The 16457-nt window shown below is 45.5% G+C and carries 14 protein-coding genes; 10 read left to right on the top strand and 4 right to left on the bottom strand.

What is annotated here, in order from left to right; translation table 11 throughout:
* Positions 1-12 precede the first annotated feature (12 nt).
* The 4 genes from LZG71_RS26930 to LZG71_RS26945 all read right to left on the bottom strand — a co-directional run bounded on the left by LZG71_RS26930 (position 13) and on the right by LZG71_RS26945 (position 3160).
* Positions 13-414, bottom strand: coding sequence for a heme-binding protein (locus LZG71_RS26930; protein ID WP_233825818.1), 402 nt, complete (start codon positions 412-414; stop codon positions 13-15).
* A 66-nt stretch (positions 415-480) separates the two neighbouring features.
* The gene (locus LZG71_RS26935) at positions 481-1272 is read right to left on the bottom strand and encodes an SDR family oxidoreductase (RefSeq protein ID WP_233825820.1); all 792 of its coding nucleotides are present in this window, start codon (positions 1270-1272) and stop codon (positions 481-483) included.
* Positions 1273-1840: 568 nt separating this feature from the next.
* Positions 1841-2314 (bottom strand): BRCT domain-containing protein, encoded by a 474-nt coding sequence (locus tag LZG71_RS26940; protein ID WP_233825822.1) that lies wholly within the window; start codon positions 2312-2314, stop codon positions 1841-1843.
* A 297-nt stretch (positions 2315-2611) separates the two neighbouring features.
* Entirely contained in the window at positions 2612-3160 is a 549-nt protein-coding gene (locus LZG71_RS26945) for a hypothetical protein (RefSeq protein ID WP_233825824.1), read from the bottom strand.
* 700 nt (positions 3161-3860) lie between these two features.
* On the opposite strand from LZG71_RS26945, the gene LZG71_RS26950 reads away from it, so the two are divergent.
* The 10 genes from LZG71_RS26950 to LZG71_RS26990 all read left to right on the top strand — a co-directional run bounded on the left by LZG71_RS26950 (position 3861) and on the right by LZG71_RS26990 (position 16379).
* Positions 3861-5129, top strand: coding sequence for a C1 family peptidase (locus LZG71_RS26950; protein ID WP_233825826.1), 1269 nt, complete (start codon positions 3861-3863; stop codon positions 5127-5129).
* A gap of 97 nt (positions 5130-5226) precedes the next feature.
* Positions 5227-7671 (top strand): hypothetical protein, encoded by a 2445-nt coding sequence (locus tag LZG71_RS26955; protein WP_233825828.1) that lies wholly within the window; start codon positions 5227-5229, stop codon positions 7669-7671.
* A complete protein-coding gene (locus LZG71_RS26960) occupies positions 7668-8726 on the top strand; it encodes a collagen binding domain-containing protein (protein ID WP_233825830.1) in 1059 nt (352 codons plus the stop codon). The genes LZG71_RS26955 and LZG71_RS26960 overlap by 4 nt, the downstream gene beginning before the upstream one ends.
* A 253-nt stretch (positions 8727-8979) precedes the next feature.
* A complete protein-coding gene (locus tag LZG71_RS26965; protein ID WP_233825832.1) occupies positions 8980-9273 on the top strand; it encodes an HU family DNA-binding protein in 294 nt (97 codons plus the stop codon).
* Between the two features lie 369 nt (positions 9274-9642).
* The gene (locus LZG71_RS26970; RefSeq protein WP_233825834.1) at positions 9643-10164 is read left to right on the top strand and encodes a hypothetical protein; all 522 of its coding nucleotides are present in this window, start codon (positions 9643-9645) and stop codon (positions 10162-10164) included.
* A 765-nt stretch (positions 10165-10929) separates the two neighbouring features.
* Entirely contained in the window at positions 10930-12531 is a 1602-nt protein-coding gene (locus tag LZG71_RS26975; protein WP_233825836.1) for a reverse transcriptase/maturase family protein, read from the top strand.
* Between the two features lie 51 nt (positions 12532-12582).
* Positions 12583-12744 (top strand): hypothetical protein, encoded by a 162-nt coding sequence (locus tag LZG71_RS30760; protein ID WP_409013686.1) that lies wholly within the window; start codon positions 12583-12585, stop codon positions 12742-12744.
* Positions 12734-13078: a DUF4134 domain-containing protein gene (locus LZG71_RS30635; protein ID WP_310587792.1), complete on the top strand. Its 345-nt coding sequence runs from the start codon at positions 12734-12736 to the stop codon at positions 13076-13078. Before LZG71_RS30760 ends, LZG71_RS30635 begins: the two co-directional genes overlap by 11 nt.
* A gap of 174 nt (positions 13079-13252) precedes the next feature.
* The gene (locus tag LZG71_RS26985) at positions 13253-14266 is read left to right on the top strand and encodes a DUF4133 domain-containing protein (protein ID WP_233825838.1); all 1014 of its coding nucleotides are present in this window, start codon (positions 13253-13255) and stop codon (positions 14264-14266) included.
* A gap of 52 nt (positions 14267-14318) precedes the next feature.
* Entirely contained in the window at positions 14319-16379 is a 2061-nt protein-coding gene (locus LZG71_RS26990; protein ID WP_233825840.1) for a TraG family conjugative transposon ATPase, read from the top strand.
* The last annotated feature ends 78 nt before the right edge of the window (positions 16380-16457 follow it).

Raw genomic sequence — 16457 nt, forward strand, 5'->3', positions numbered from 1 at the left:
ATATCTTAAATTTTAATTGAGTACAGCAGTTCCTGCACTTGCAATTTCTTTATCTTGCTCTGGCGAACCACCAGAAGATGCGATGGCGCCAATGATGTTACCGTCTTTATTTTTTAGAACCACACCCCCTGCAATGGTTAGTAATCCTTCATTCGAATTCAGCATTCCATATCCGTGTATTTCTGCTCCAGAAACGATTGTTCCCATTATATCACTATTTACTCCAAACATTACAGCAGTTCTTGCTTTTTTTAAAGCAAATTCTATCACACCGAAAACGCTGTCCAATCTTGCAAAAGCTACCAAATGTCCGCCTGTATCTACCACTGCAATGCTTACAGGAATATTTAATTCGTTCGCTTTTTCTATTGAAGCGTTCAATGCTTTTGTAGCTTCGTTATAAGTTATGTTCATTTTTCTATTTTTTAGTTAGTGATAAAAAGAAAGCACAGCTTTCCGACTGTGCTTTTCTAATTTAATTTAGCTCTTTGCTGTCCAAGCATCCGCCTGTAATTGTTTTACAAAATCTTCAGTTTCTTTAGGGTGCACGTTTCTAAAGTTTGAATTTTCGTCCAAAGCCACATCAACAATACAATCAGCCATAGATTGTGGGTCTAATTGATTTGCCAAAGCTTCGGCAGTTCCGTCGAAAGCCGATGAAGGTGTGAAATTGGTTTCTGGATTGTACCAACGCGAAATCGTATCGACACCACGGTCGTTGAAACCCGTGCCGAAAATCCCGGGATTACAAGTCGCAATTTTGATATTGAAAGGTGCTAATTCAGTTTTTAAACCTTCTGCAATAGACCCCATTGCATGTTTTGAAGCGCAATATGCTGCCACATAAGGAACAGTCCATAATTCGCCCATTGAGGTGGTAAACACAATTTTGCCGGGTTTCTTTTGGTCAATAAATTTCTTAATGAAACCTTGTGCCAATTCTAAACCGCCAAAAACATTCACGTCAAACATTGCTCGGATTAGGTTCAAAGGTTGTTCGGCAATCGGTCCGCCTTCCATAATTCCAGCGTTGCTGATTAAAATATCGATGTCGTATTTCTGCGTGATGTAAGCGATGTCGGTTGGGTTTGTGACATCGAGTTTGTCAACCGTAAGTTCAATTCCTTGCTCTTTTGCTTCTCTAATCAAGTCGCTCATTTGCGGATAAACTTGTGCAGTGGCAATGACTTTATGCCCTTTTTTCGCCAAATCAAATGCAGCGATTTTTCCAAAACCACTTGCGGCACCTGTAATTAAAATTGTCTTGCCCATTTTATATTGTTTTAATATTATAAAACAAAACTAGACTAAATACCAGTGATTTTTGTTGCTATAAAGTTCAATTTTATATTGCCTGAAAGTTCACTGCGTGTTTATTACCTAGGTTAAGGCTCGGCAGGTTTTCTGCAAAGAAATCAGATATTTCTTGTGTCTCAGCAGGCCCACCTGCGCCAGAACCGGGTATGGATTTATTCCCTACCACCAAAGCGAAGAGGATACTTCCCAAGGTTTTGTGGCAAGTTAACATTAACATAAGTGCCATTTGTTCTTAATGCTGCCAGATAAGGGTTGATGTCGCTACGGTACCCAAAATAAAATCGAACGTGCAGAATATAGATTTCATCTGTTCTTCCTCTTTTGATACACATTACTGTAAATTCAGCACCTAGCGCCACAGCAAATTTTACGCCCCTATGGCCTAATCCTACAACTGCCAGCCTGTGGCTTTTGTCTACTTTCCATTTGCGCAGTGGCCATCACGTGGTAATACCGGCAAAAAGTAGCGGTGCTACACCGGGGAAGTCCAGTTTTCCGGAAACGTGTAAAGTGAAATCTTCGTTTACAACAATGAATAGCCGAAGGCTTTTAAAGCGGTTATAAGATCCTGTTCAAAAACTACTTCCGGCCCTGCACCCTTCTTTTTCATATTCATTGCCTTCTCTACCTTGCGGCCGTACATCTGAAATGCCCAGGCAGGATTGGGGACGTCACAAATAACGAGGTAATGTAGCTGTGCAGTAACCGAGGCCGCTGCAACACCACCATACATTTCTATAATTTTGGCAAGTTCTTTACGTGTGTAGTTCGGAGATTCTCCGGAAAAGCAAAATTTCGAGTCCTGAACTAGAATGGCAACTGCCTGCATGGGCAGTTTGGCAACGGTTTCGGTTTTTGCTTCGCCCACAGGTTTAATCGCAGAAACGGAATGGCAAAAAGACAACAAATCGCTGTGTTCATCGATAGAGAACTGTTGAGCTGTGTTAATCCTGTCGATAGCGGGAAGCAGGGTATCAAACGGCCAAGTGTTAAACAATGATGCGTTTTCCGATGACCAGTTTCGCAATGCTTTCAGCTCAGCTGTATTAATGGTATTGTCAGCCTTTTTTGTGGTTGGGAAACAGTAGAACCATACCCGGATTTTGCCCTTGGTTTTTTCTGTGTGCCATGGTCATAACCGGGAGCTGGGCAGATTGCGAAACGGAAACCCTGGCAAGCAAATGATTCTGACGGTGGTGACAATTTAAATTCGTTTCCCTGCCGAAGAGACGCGTGTCCAGCGGTTCCTCTCCTGACGCGGGGCAAGAAATGAATAAGCACATGCTTTATGTCATCAAGAAATCCGTCTGTCGTTTACCTTGCTGAAATTCACCATATCGCTTTCTTTAAAACCGGACAGGCAGTTCAGATCATTTTCCTGATAATGGTTGCTTGTATTCTCACGAAAATGATCAAGTGTATTCAGGGCTCCCGGACCGGTGTTGCAGGCGCCAGACAGAATACCGGTTGATCGGGTAACCTTTGAACCCCTGAACTGAAGTGAGACGACCTTGCCATTTCCTCTCAGCGAATATTCAACACCGCAGAAGCGAACAACGGAACCAGGAATGCTGATGTTCGAATAAAGATCGGGAAGGTCAGCAGGACTGTGGAGACTCTCATAAATCCGGTTCAGTAATAACAGACAGGAAATACGCAGGACAAACCGTTCCGCCAGGGAGCCGATCATCAGGAAAGCTTTCCATTTAGCGGATTCGCAGGCGGAAAACCGGCCTGGATAATCGAGCAGCAATCCGGCGGAATACCGGGTTACGGGACAAAGCGGTCTGTCCCCAAGAGTCAAATGATGTTTGCTTTGGTATTGGGCAAGATAATCCGGCATTTTGAAAGTTTTTTGTCAGACGAGGGTTAACATGGCTTCAAGATAGATTTTTTTTTCATTTTAAAATATGGTCTGACAGCAAGCTGAGGTAATATCGGTGGTTTTTTGAGGCCGGCATGCCAGGTTTCCGGAGCATAAATAATCGGGACGGAGTACACTTGCAGCACCAGGGCGGCGGCGCTGACCAGAACTGCAAGCGGTTGTGTACAAGACAGATTCAGGAGGGATATCGTCACACCACACCGGCGGGCAGCAATTTTTGGCGGGTGCTGCAAACAAAATATTACCGTTTAATAAATTGAGGAACCAGCAATTGGGAATTCTCTAAAAAAAATGATTGTTTTAGTGATCAGACGTATGAAATCCTTCTTGAACATGAAAAAAATTCTGCAAAGCCCTCAACAGTTGCCTTGGCGTAACTTCACTCCCGGTCCTGTCCGGTATCATTCCGACATATTGGCGACGGGGAAAGACGTCCCTGTCAGTCTTCGTGTGGCTGTATTCTGACCATTTCAATATCCGGTTTTGACAGACGAAAGTCGCCCGATCTCTTCGTGGACAGCTCTCTGCATCCGGATGTGCAACGCAAGGTGTGCGTAATCCGAAGAATCCGGGTATGCGGCGATGTAATTCCATTTGGCAATCTCAACCTTTTACAGACATGTCCCTTCCCAGACGAATGCATTTTTACCTTCTTGTAATGTTGAATTTTACTGGACAGCTATGCCAGTCCCAGTCTGCTGTACCCGTTTTACAGGGATTAAAACACCCCACTGCTGCCGAGTTGCAGAGCAAAGCGATTTCGGAAACATCACTTGACCCAAACATTGTAGATATTGTAGATTTGTCAATACATATGCCACCCGTGGATCAGCAGGGTGCACAGGGGGCATGCACTGCATGGGCGATGGCGTATTACCTTAAAAGCTATTATGAGAAAGTTCGAAACGGTTACCAGTTTGACAGTGAAAAAACAAGACTGATAAAGCAGGTATTCAGCCCGGGTTATCTTTACGACTCGGTCAGAGCTTTGGGAGACAAACAAAACCTGGGTTGCATTTCAGGAATAAGCTTTGATCAGGGACTTAGGTTCATGATGACCAAAGGCGTTGTACATTGGGCAAATTATCCGTATGATTCCACCAGAGGTGATTGCCAGATGTATGATCTGCAAAAATTCAGGGTCAGCAGCCCGGTTTACAAGATAGAAAATTACGACATCGTCAATGTCGATGACATAAACGTTATCCGGCAGGAGCTCAAAAGCGGGCGTCCTGTTCTGACGGGCCTGCTCGTAAAGGACAATCTGGTTCAGAAAGGTTATGAAGCGGTTTACCGCGGGAATACCAGATTTGTATGGAAGCCCGGCAACACGGTACAGCCCAAGGATACCATCCTTCACGCGGTTCTGTGTGTCGGATTCGATGACAAGTTAAGGCAGCTCAAGTTTGTCAACTCGTGGGGTAGCAGCTGGGGAAATGGCGGCTATTTTTACATACCGTATGACAAGTATAAAAACGCTGTTCTTTTCGGTTACACAGCATATAATTCAGCAGAGGGAATGCCATTTGCAGTGCCAGCACTGCCATTAAATACCAAGAGTGTGAGACTTGGTTCCGGAGCTGTGGCACAGTACAATGACACGCTTGAGATCACCAGACGGAGCAGACTCGAAAAGATTGAAATATCTCTTTCATATATAGACAGTCTGGCGACAACAATTGTTGTTCAGTTCAGGGATTTTGAAAAAGATTCTATCCTTCAGAATGTACTCTTCAGAGTGGCAGAAGTGAAATCATTCTTTTACCTGGACAAGAAATATACCTTTCACTTTGCCGCCACAGTACCCACCAGTCGCAAGCTGTCTACCGGTGAGCATATTGATCAGGCTGTTTTTGACTTTACAGTATCCCGGAAAAGAGAAAAAGATCTTCTTGAAAACATTCTTGACCGAAATCCTAAAAACTGAGCATAAGCGGATTTAACAGAAATCCTGAACTGAATATGAATAACAATTCTGACGTTTAACCCTGAAAATCAATAAAAATATGCGGCCTGTTCCAATAATGATATTTCTGTTATATTTTGCTCATGTCTCCTGGGCGCAAACCAAGACTGTTTTCGACAGGAACGGAAGAATAGCGCCATCCGGTCTGTCGCCAACAGTTTACAAGACGGGCTCCACAGTCTGCTTCGATGTGTCGGGTATTCATGTACCCGTTTCAGCTTTCAGCAAATCGGTCAACTCACTCATTGACAGTCTCCATAACTATAGTGGGGAGTTTTCTGAATGGTATAGCGAGATATACCGACACCCGGGCAGCCTCACCGACAAGTTAGCTGACAATTCTGTTTTACGGTATAACAAACATGACTTCTTCCCGTTTAGCGTTTCGGGGCCTGGCGATGCAGCCAGCAAGGCCATTGTACTGAATTCATCAGAACAGTCGGTCAGCTCGCTCACAGTTGCCGATGATGACAACAGCTACAGGGTTGTCCGATACAACTTTGACAATGAAATACTTACAAAGCATCTGGCTGAGACATATAAACACTATCGCGGGTTGCCGGTCAATTCCCGTCTGCTGGTTGACACTCTGCGGACAATTGCTAGGACGGGGATTACAAGGGCAGAATATTACCTGTATCTGGATTCACTTGAGAACCGGAAAGAGGGCGGGATCTCCTCATTCAATCATGAGCTTATAAGCGAAATTTCGGGGTTTTATCCCAAATTGATTCAAGGCGGTATCCTGTATCACAACGTAATTGAAACCAACAAGCCATGGATAATGTCGTGGCTGTGGCTGACAAGGGGAGTACCCAGACTTAATCCCTTCCCTGTGTTTAACCCTGAGCCGGCACTTCAGCGCACTGAGCTGCAACGACAGCTTATCGAAAAGGAACTGTCGCTGATCAGCCAGACCGCCAGTTGTTGTCTTGCGCGGACAAAACCGGACGAATCCCTTCTGGCAAGATCGGCGGAGCTGACCGAAAGGCTTGTCATGCTGGGAAGGCAGGGCAAAACCTATAGTGATCTGACGCCTGTTTACAAACAATGGCTCAACGAAGTCTCAAGAGACAAAACTGTACTTTACAGCGGAAATTTTGCCGGCTCATCCGCAAAGAAGATTCGTTGGATTTACAGCCATGATGCCAATTCAGACTTTAAACTGATATCTGATCCCGAGCAAATCCCGAAGGCGATTTTTATGGACGACGAAGTCGTTGTTGTTGCGCAAAATGTTGCAGCACGTGACTCTGTATCATTAACCAGTATTGAAGCTGCTCACAAAGCTGAAACGGAATTTGCCCAGGCGACCGGAGCGTTTTCCGGGGCCCTGACAGCAGCATTCAGTGCGGGAACCCCGGCAGGGCTTGTTGGTCTTTTGAGCAGTGTCGTTCCCGGTTCTTCAGCATCAGACAAATCCGCGCTGATGAAACCAAAACTCTCTGCCATAAATATAGCCAGCCGGAAGAAATTGCAGACTAAATTTAAAGATTCGATATCTAACTGGAACAAAGAGGGTAAAATCAGTGACGAAGGATCATACGATCTGTCAGAATCACTTCGTAGAAAGGAGATAAATGAAAGTCTGCTTATTTCGAATCTGACTTACTCGAACCGGGAGGAAATTATAGGTTTTATTCTCCAGTCAAGACAGGATATGAAACCCAGTGAACCATTACCGTTTGCTGATTCACTAAACAAATTGCTGTTTACTGACAAAAGCAATTTTGTGAAACTGTTGTATGAATGGTACAAGGTGGCAGACATTGTTGCCTACGGGGAAGTGGTACAGGATTTTATTGACAACAGGGAAAAGGTAATCTGGCTGATTGATCAGACCGACCCCGTTTCTGAAATAAAGCGGGGGCCGGTCTTGCCTGCGCTGTACTCCAGTGTTGTCAGTTATCCTGAGGCGCGCCTTGAGATGGCCTCCTCAAAGAAGGTGACTTATGAACTTTTTGTGAATAACGGAAAACAGTCTGCGGTCAGGAAGAGCTTTACAAAATATGCTCTTTCCAGATGGCTTCCGACGGTAGGGATAACTTATGTCTCAGGAGACAGATCCGGAACGGTTTTCAATGACTCAAGCGGTACTTTCAGGCCGGGTCAGAACTTTGACAATTTTGAGATACTTGCCGGGGTAAAATTCTATTTCAAAAAAACGAATTCAACAAGGGACAGGGCCACAAGCCGATTAATCAGAAAAGAACTTGGCGCTGATGTAAATGTTTCACGAGGAAACGGATTTGCGACTTCACTTTTTGCGAGTGGTGGCCTTGGCGTGCGACACAAATTCCTGCGTAACTATTATCTGGGACTGGGAGGAGATGTAATCCCGGGACTTGGTTTAATTGCCGGTTTTAATTTTATATTCCAGAAGCGTTACCAACTTGAAAACAGTGCAGTAAAGAACACGATAGATCGCCCCAGACCATATGCATTTTTTGGCTTGAGTTTTGACCCGGTAATAGTTACGAACCTGATAAATATTTTCAAATGAGACCTGCAAGGACAATTCAAGCCATGTGTATTCTGATGCTCTTTTTTTCCTGCAAAGACAAACTGTTCCAGAAATACGACGTCCGGCTGTATGAAAAAAACGAGCTGAAAGGGAATGTCCTGACCAGGGACAATTTCATGGAGACGGTTTCTGCGGCCGCTGCCGAAGCAGACATCTACCTTGCTGATAACCCGCAGGGCGAACCATATCTTTACAAAGTAAAAGCAGGCAAGGATGGCGTCTTCAGATTGCCATTCCAGCCCCGGGAACGTTCCGGTCTTTATATCGTGGGCAGAATGACTTCATCTTCCGGAATTGTCTACGAGGCATCGTCCGGTATAGATGACATGGAAGTTGACCAGGAAGGAAATCGTATTCTGGCATTGCGGCCACATTACAGATCAGGGATTATAAAGACGGTGGTAACCGGGGACAAGTCCCCCGGAGAGCCTGTCAATGGTGCAGCTGTTTTTCTGTTTACCAATTTGGATCTCGCGGCGAGCGTGAAAGATTCTGTCCCGACGGGATTTGTTCAGCGGATCACGACCAATGAAAAAGGAATAGCCTTTTTTCATAATCTGAAGTCGGGGACCTACTACGTTTCTGCCAGGCAAAAGAATATTTTGACAAACCAGGTCGCAATTAACGTCGATGAAAATATGACAAGGGCTGACAAGGAGGCGATTACTGCCCAGGTTTTGAAACTGCAAAAAACGGAGGCGAAGAGCAGAATCATTGTAAGCATCAGAGATACAGCCACAAATGAGCCTCTTTCGTCATTAAAACTCTATTTATTTACCAGCAGATTACAGGCCGAGTCCTTGAGAGACAGCACCGGGGCAAAGGGATTTATCGGTACCGTTGTCACGACGTATACCGGAGAGGCTTTGTTTCAGAATCTGAACGCAGGAAAGTATTACATCGGTGTGACAGGGGATGTTCCGGTTGACCGGAGACTGATTTACATTGAGGAGATACCTGTCATTGTTGAAAACAACCAGGTCGAGGCCTACCGGAGGGAACTTCAAATTAACGTAGCCCGACATGCATTTTAATACATGATGGATAGCCAAAGCCGGAGGGTAAGTCAGGGGGCAGATAATACTTGCATCCGGCTTTCGGGATGAATTGACCATTCGCGTGACTGTAGGGACATTCCTGTCAGGTGTAATAGGATAGTGCCGGTGTGGCCATTGGTCGGCTGACGATACGCATGAACTCTCAGCCCGGTTTGTCATCTTTTAGCACATGCATTGATAATTAGCCCATTACCGCTACATTTGCCATTTCATTTACGAGTAAAAAGACATGACAAAAGCAGAATTAATATCAACAATCACCGACAAGACAGGGGTAAGCAAAGAGCACGCTGAGGCCGTACTGGAATCTTTCTTTGTTACAATAAAGGATTCACTGGCAGAGGGAGAGAATATTTACTTCCGTGGTTTTGGTAGTTTTATAACCAAACAAAGAGCGGAAAAGACCGCCAGAAATATTTCAAAAAATACGACCATGGTCGTTGCTGCCCACTGCATTCCGTTTTTCAAACCTTCAAAAGAATTTGTCAGTCAGCTAAAAGAAGGACAATTACAGCCCGCATAAGCAGGTTGCGCTGACTATTGTGAATTTAAGGCCTTTGCGATCATATCGCAAGGGCCTTTCTTTTGTATATGCAATCTAACTAATTCATTCATAATTACTTAGGTGTAACAAAACTGTCCTTAAAAAGTAGTACCCTTTTGCGAGCTTTCCGCCTGGCTGACCAGAAACCAATCCACAATCTGGCAGCATTACCCTGAATTACCCGGGATTTCACCTCATGGCTGATCAGCCAGGCAGAGAGGGTCCTTGAAAAGTTGGACTTTATTGATACCCTTTTTGCGCATTTACTTTGTGACATCAATCCAGCGGGCCAGTAACTTTTCAAAAGGAAAAGGCATCGGGTTTCACTGTCAACCAAATCTAATGCTTATGTTCACAACCAACCCATGGGTAGTGTATGTATCGTTTCTTACACCGCTACTCTCACTGTATTATCTGGCAGTCGGTTTTATTTACTACCGCCAGGATCTGAAAGCCAGATTCCGGGCGTGGAGCAGCCCTGGGCTTGCGGCCGCAGATTTCCACGCAAAGCATGTACAGAATCAGTACTCCCAAAGTCGGGACACTACTGATCATGATGACATTACCGGCCCGGACAGCTCCCAACAGGCCGAAGCATCAGAAGAAGCCTTGCAAAACCAGGAGGTGATCAGGGGCTACCACGAGCTTTCGCTTCACTTAAAACAGGCGATACAGCATGCGCATCAGGGCGGATACAGCAAAGAGGAACTGATTCTTCTTTTTCAAATGACATTCAAAGAATATGATGTCATATATGGCACACCGTTCCAGCTTTCAGTCAATGATCTGATTGATTGGGAACTGGAAAAATACGGCTCCATCCACCTGAACAGTGAGGACAGAATGAGGATGTGGAATCAGGTTGATTGATGGGGGTGTGGGTAGGTGAACTTCCCGCTGTTTGCGGGAAGATTCCTGCCAGGTCCCAAGACAGCAGCAGTGCATGTTCAACTTAAACAGATAGAGGAGATGAGAAAGAGGGGAATGTTTAAAAGCAGAAACTGGCTGCTTACATCGGGCATTGTGCTTGCAGCCATTATTTCAAAAGCCCAGGACGGGGCAGCGGGTGCGCCCAGATAGGGCTATTTAGTAAGTGTACTTTGGCAAAGTACTGGGTTCGTGTTCTTTGATATACCCATCATCAACCGACTTATCTGAAAGGGAAACCAGACAGGGAGTGTAGCATGTCGGTAAAGCCATAAGTCAGCCAGTTATCAGGCTGCGACTGAGTGGGGAGATGAAATGACAGATATGAGGATAAAGTCCATACTGACTGAATGATAGCCTGAGTGGCCTCACCCGTGTCTATGACGTAAGATAACTGAACTCGTCATACTGTAATACCCTTTTCCCGCCCGGCGGGGAGAAAGGCATAGAACAGATTACAGCACAACTGCAATATGCAGAAAAAAGGCGGAAATCATATCCGACAATCTGTCAAGCCATAGTTACTAAGTAGTTAACTGGGGATTACCTAAGTCGAAATGCCACTGTCGTGGCTATGGGAGTAGACCCTGAATATTCGATATGGTAACGGAGTCTCCGTAGTAGTCCGAGCAAGGTAACACCTTGTACATGGCGAAGGGAGACAGTCAATGTTTTTTAATACTAATAAAGGAAAATGTGTGAGACATTATGAGAGATCCGCAAAATGTATTAAACAGTCTAACAAGACACAGTGTAGATCCAAACTACAAGTTTGAGAAGCTATACAGGATTCTGTTCAATCAGGAAATGTATTATGCTGCTTATCAGCGCATTTACGCCAAGCCAGGTAATATGACAGCTGGTTCCGATGACAAAACCATTGATGGAATGAAGCTGTCACTGATTGACAAACTTATTGATGCCATTCGTGATGAATCGTATCAACCCTACCCTGCAAGAAGGACTTACATCCAAAAGAAAAATGGAAAAAAACGTCCACTGGGGATATCTGCATTTTGTGACAAGCTCGTGCAGGAGGTAGTGAGAATGGTACTAGTGGCCATATTTGAGGACCAGTTTGAACACACCTCACATGGCTTCCGACCAAGTCGAAGTTGCCACACTGCATTAATGCAAGTCAAAACGACCTACAGAGGCGTAAAGTGGTTTATTGAAGGCGACATTAAAGGATTCTTTGATAACATCAATCACGATGTACTCATCAAATTCCTTGAAGAACGCATCGCAGACGACCGCTTCATCCGCTTGGTTAGGAAGTTTATGAATGCAGGATATGTTGAAGACTGGGTATTTCATAAAACGTACAGTGGAACCCCACAAGGTGGAATCGTTAGCCCAATACTGGCTAATATCTATCTGGATAAACTGGACAAGTATATGAAAGAATACGCCGCAAACTTCGATAAGGGTATCAGAAGAAGACCAAATCCTGTCGCCAGCGACTTAGCAAGCAAGAGAATCACACTGGTCAACAAATTTAAAATCGAAGTTGATGAGAACGAAAAACGATTGCTTATAAGCAAAATTAGAGCCATCGAGAAAGAAAGAGTTCAGATCCCGTACGCGGAAGATATGGACAGCAATTACAGAAGGCTAAAATACGTCAGGTATGCGGATGACTTTCTGATCGGGGTTATCGGTAGTCTGGATGATTGCAGGCGTATCAAAGAGGACGTTAAAAACTTCCTTAACGATAAATTGATGCTTGAATTATCCGAAGAAAAGACACTGATCACTCATTCAGAAACAGCAGCCAAATTCCTTTCATACCAGGTCAATGTAAAGAAATCCAACCTGACCAAGAGGGACCCGAAATCAGGGAGACTAGAGAAGATCTACAATAAAAGGGTTGTCTTAAAAATGCCAGAGGACAGGATGAAAACCAAGCTTGTTGAATATGGTGCGGTAGAATTTACACATCACCATGAACAACAAAACTGGAAACCATCATCCCGACCAAAATTATTGAATAGGGACGACCTGGAAATACTCAGTCAATACAACTCTGAGATCATTGGATTCTATAACTACTACTCGATAGCGCTGAATGCAGGAGCAATAAACACCTTCAAATACTTCATGGAATACAGTATGTACAAAACCCTCGGGCGTAAATACAGGCTGTTCATTTCACAGGTAATTGATAAATACAAGGTTAACGGGGAATTTACAATCCGATATACCAATAAAAAAGGTGAGCAACGTACCAGAGTTCTCTGCAACAAAGGTTTTCAAAAACAGGATGAAGCGATGACAGCCCGGGTGGACAGTCTGCCAAAGTTAACCTGAGCACTACCAGCGACTAATCTTACTGATAGGTTAAAAGCTGGGAAATGCGAGGTGTGCGGTTCCGAAGACGACTTAGAAATGCACCATCTGAGAAAGATGAGTGACATTGATAAGAAGGGAAAGAAACCGTGGCAAATCAACATGATTTCCAGACAAAGGAAAACGCTCGCGGTATGTAGTAAATGTCATTTAGAGATTCATTATGGAAGTTAGACTGAGGATATTGATGGAAAGCCGTATACGTGGAGACATGTACGTACGGTTTGGAGGAGATGACACGAAAACCTACTATAGAGATATAGCAAGGCGTCGAGGAATTATCCTACGCATCGAAGAAGCGGATTCAAAAGTGCGGGAGTATTTTGAACCGGGTACAAACCTGATGTATGCCATCGGGGCCGTGCTTGGCCTGGTGGGCGCAGTGAAGGTATTTCAGAAATGGAATGCGGGCGATCAGGACACCAACAAGGTGGCCGCCGCCTGGTTTGGCAGCTGTATTTTTCTGGTGGTGGTGGCAACCGTGCTGCAATCCTTCTTTGGGGTTTAACCCTTATCCGGCATGGGGCTACCGGCCTTGTGCCGGATGGTAAAGGGCCACAGCTGGCGACCCGGCACGGGCACTGGCCAGGGCGGAATAAGCTGGCAAAGAATATAAGGTTTTCAGCAGGCGGGTTATTTTCCTGCTGCGCGCTTATAGGAAGTGATTAAAAATCTAATGATTATGGAAGAGCTACTTACAGCTGAATGTTATCCATACTTTTTTTTGGATAACCCGGAAATCCTCATCAAGGATTCGCGACTGTTCTCCCGGCCCCGTGAGCTTAAACGGAAGGTGAGACAGACAAGTCAGCGGATCAGGGAAATGATTGCAAACGGCATTGGAAGCCAGCAGGTTATTGATCAGAGCGTTGAGCTGATTACAGCAGAGCTTCGCCCGTCCAGGTTTGGCTATGTGTGTGCCTTGATTGCCAGCGAGTTTCCCAGGACATTTCTCAGGTGGGTCAAAATCGATGCGCTCGCAGATCAGGTACTGGATGTTCTCAGCGGTTGTGAGCCGGTTTTCAGCCTGCTTAAATTCAATGCTCTTGCCGCTGAGCAGCACGGCATTTACAGTACGGTAACAGCGTTTATCGGCCACTACCTGAAAAGGAAAAGAAGATTCGATCTGGCAAGACCAAAGCCGGCTGTTCTTACGGCCAAAGACCAGATTCAGATTACAGTTCCCGGCAAACCCACCGCTTTAACCCAGGCCGTCAGACCGGCAGAGACTGTGGAGAAGGTAGAAACCGGTAAGGCCAAAGCCGTCACTTACTACAAAAGTGAACTGCTGGAAAAGCCTGCTGCTGAAAGCCGGGCTGCGGCGGTGGCACATGTTCACAGGCCGGCAGCCCGGCGCGTTTCACAACCATTTAAAAAATCAGAAATTATGTCAGCTAAACAGTATCTAATCAATAAGGGCATCAATAAAAGTATTGTCTTTAAAGGACTTAAAGCCCAGTACATCGGCTATATGGCACTTGGGCTTTTGATAGACCTGCTGTTTTACGCGGTGCTTTATATGCTCAAAGTCAACACCTACATCACACTGCTGGCAACCGCGTTACTGGGCGCTGGAATCGCTGCTGTGGTGTATCAGCTCAACGGCCGCTACGGTGAGCATGGACTTGTCAAGGCCTTGGCCAAAAGAAAGACTCCCCGCATTGTGCGCTCTTTTTCCAGAAGAATTTTCAGATAGTAATTCACGGGCTATGCGTCCACGGGGCGTAAAGCCGATAACAGTTTTACAAATGGAAAAATTACTCGATGATCTGCTACCGATCCTGGAAGTTTCCCAGGGGTGCCTGCTCTCCAAACAAGGTGATGTGACCATGGGCTTTGAGCTTGATCTGCCGGAGATTTTTACGCTTTCCGACCAGCAGTACGAGGGCTTTCACCAGGCTTGGGTCAAGGCCCTGAAAATGCTTCCGGTGGGCAGTGTTTTTCACAAGCAGGACTATTTTCTTAAAAGCGGCTTCAAGCCGGACTTCTCCGGGGATGACGCCAGTTTTCTCTCCCATAGTTCAGAGCGTTTTTTCAACGAGCGTCCGTTTCTGGATCACCGGTGTTATGTTTTTATTACCAAAAAACCTTCCGACAGAAAGCTGTCAAGTTCGCTGTTCTGCAATCTGCTCAGGCCAAGTCTTTTTCCAAAGCAAACCCTTGACGAGCAGGCCTTGCAGGAATTCCGCAGCAGTGTCGGTCAATTCAAAGGGATCATGGAAGATTCCGGCTTTGTCAACATGCGCCTGCTGGAAGACGGTGAGCTGCTGAGCACGGCCGGCAGACAGGGGCTTTTGGAGCGGTATTTTTATCTGTCAGAGAACAGCTCATCGAAACTGCTTCGGGATATCTACTTTGAGAAAGGCATAAAAATAGGTGACCAGTACTGTCAGCTCTACGCGCTGGCCGACGCTGAGGATCTGCCCGGCAGCTGCAGCCCGGCGATACATTATGAGAAATACAGCAGCGACCGCAGCAAATTCAGTACCGGTTTTGCCAGTAGTTTGGGCCAGCTGCTGTCATGTAATCACATTTACAACCAGTTCATTTTTATCGAGGATGCCGACAAGACCTTAAAGCGGCTGGAAAGCAAAAGGCTCAGACTGCAGTCGCTTTCGACGCATGCGAGGGAAAACTACCTGGCACTTGAGGCGACCAACGAATTTTTAAATGAAGCCATCAAAGAGCAGCGCATGCCGGTAAAAGCCCACTTTAATCTGATGGTGTGGAGTGATGATCTTTCTGAGCTGAAAGAAATCAAAAACATGACCACCTCGGCCCTTGCCCGGATGGATGCAAGCGCCAGACAGGAAATTGTAGGTGCTGCCCAGATTTACTGGGCAGGTATTCCGGGAAACCAGGCAGATTTTCCCATGAATGAGACTTTTGACACCTTCACTGAGCAGGCGGCATGTTTTCTGAACCTGGAATCAAGCTACCGCAGCTCGGTCAGTCCGGTGGGCATCAGGCTCGGAGACCGCCTGACGGGAAGGCCCATGCATGTGGACATTTCCGATGAGCCGGTCCGGATGGGGATTTGCACCAACCGAAACAAATTCATTCTGGGGCCTTCGGGCTCGGGTAAAAGTTTTTTTACCAATCACATGGTCAGAAGCTACTTTGAAACAGGGGCGCATATTGTGCTCGTTGACGTGGGTCACAGCTATAAAGGGCTTTGTGATATGGTAGGTGGTTATTATTTTACCTATGATGAAAAACAGCCCATCGAGTTCAATCCTTTTTACATTCCTGCCACAGAGAAGCTGGACACCGAAAAGAAGGAAAGTATCAAGACGCTGCTGCTATCGCTTTGGAAAAAGGATGATGAGACATCCCGCCGCAGCGAGTATGTGGCCCTCTCCAATGCGCTGACAATGTACTTTTTACATCTGGACAAAAACCCGGGGATATTTCCTTGCTTTAACAGCTTCTATGAGTTTTTAAAGACGGATTTTGCGCGCAGCATCGAAGCGGATAATGTGAAGGAAAAAGATTTTGACATTCACAATTTTCTCTATGTTCTGATGCCCTATTACCGGGGCGGTGAGTTTGATTACCTTCTGAACGCGCGCAGGAACCTGGATCTTCTCCATCAGCGGTTTATTGTCTTTGAGCTGGATAATATCAAGGAGCATGTGATTTTGTTTCCGATTGTGACCATTATCATCATGGAGCTTTTTATCAGCAAGATGCGCAAGCTGGAAGGGGTCAGAAAGGTGCTGCTGATCGAAGAGGCGTGGAAGGCCATTGCCAAAGAGGGTATGGCAGAGTACATCAAATATATCTGTGCGCCCGCAAAGGCTGCTTAATTGACTGTAAACGTGGCGGTTTACTAGGTAAGTGTTCTTTGAAAAACCTATCACCAACCAACTTATCTGAAAGGGAAA

Origin of the sequence: Dyadobacter sp. CY312 (assembly GCF_021390535.1) — a bacterium.
Lineage (GTDB): Bacteria > Bacteroidota > Bacteroidia > Cytophagales > Spirosomataceae > Dyadobacter.

Bases quoted from the DNA above. Each gene is read 5' to 3' on its own strand.
- LZG71_RS26965 (WP_233825832.1), top strand. From the start codon at position 8,980: ATGACAAAAGCAGAATTAATATCAACAATCACCGACAAGACAGGGGTA.
- LZG71_RS26945 (WP_233825824.1), bottom strand. From the start codon at position 3,160: ATGCCGGATTATCTTGCCCAATACCAAAGCAAACATCATTTGACTCTT.
- LZG71_RS26970 (WP_233825834.1), top strand. From the start codon at position 9,643: ATGTTCACAACCAACCCATGGGTAGTGTATGTATCGTTTCTTACACCG.
- LZG71_RS30635 (WP_310587792.1), top strand. From the start codon at position 12,734: ATGGAAGTTAGACTGAGGATATTGATGGAAAGCCGTATACGTGGAGAC.
- LZG71_RS26975 (WP_233825836.1), top strand. From the start codon at position 10,930: ATGAGAGATCCGCAAAATGTATTAAACAGTCTAACAAGACACAGTGTA.
- LZG71_RS26985 (WP_233825838.1), top strand. From the start codon at position 13,253: ATGGAAGAGCTACTTACAGCTGAATGTTATCCATACTTTTTTTTGGAT.
- LZG71_RS26960 (WP_233825830.1), top strand. From the start codon at position 7,668: ATGAGACCTGCAAGGACAATTCAAGCCATGTGTATTCTGATGCTCTTT.
- LZG71_RS26950 (WP_233825826.1), top strand. From the start codon at position 3,861: ATGTTGAATTTTACTGGACAGCTATGCCAGTCCCAGTCTGCTGTACCC.
- LZG71_RS26955 (WP_233825828.1), top strand. From the start codon at position 5,227: ATGATATTTCTGTTATATTTTGCTCATGTCTCCTGGGCGCAAACCAAG.
- LZG71_RS26930 (WP_233825818.1), bottom strand. From the start codon at position 414: ATGAACATAACTTATAACGAAGCTACAAAAGCATTGAACGCTTCAATA.
- LZG71_RS26990 (WP_233825840.1), top strand. From the start codon at position 14,319: ATGGAAAAATTACTCGATGATCTGCTACCGATCCTGGAAGTTTCCCAG.
- LZG71_RS26935 (WP_233825820.1), bottom strand. From the start codon at position 1,272: ATGGGCAAGACAATTTTAATTACAGGTGCCGCAAGTGGTTTTGGAAAA.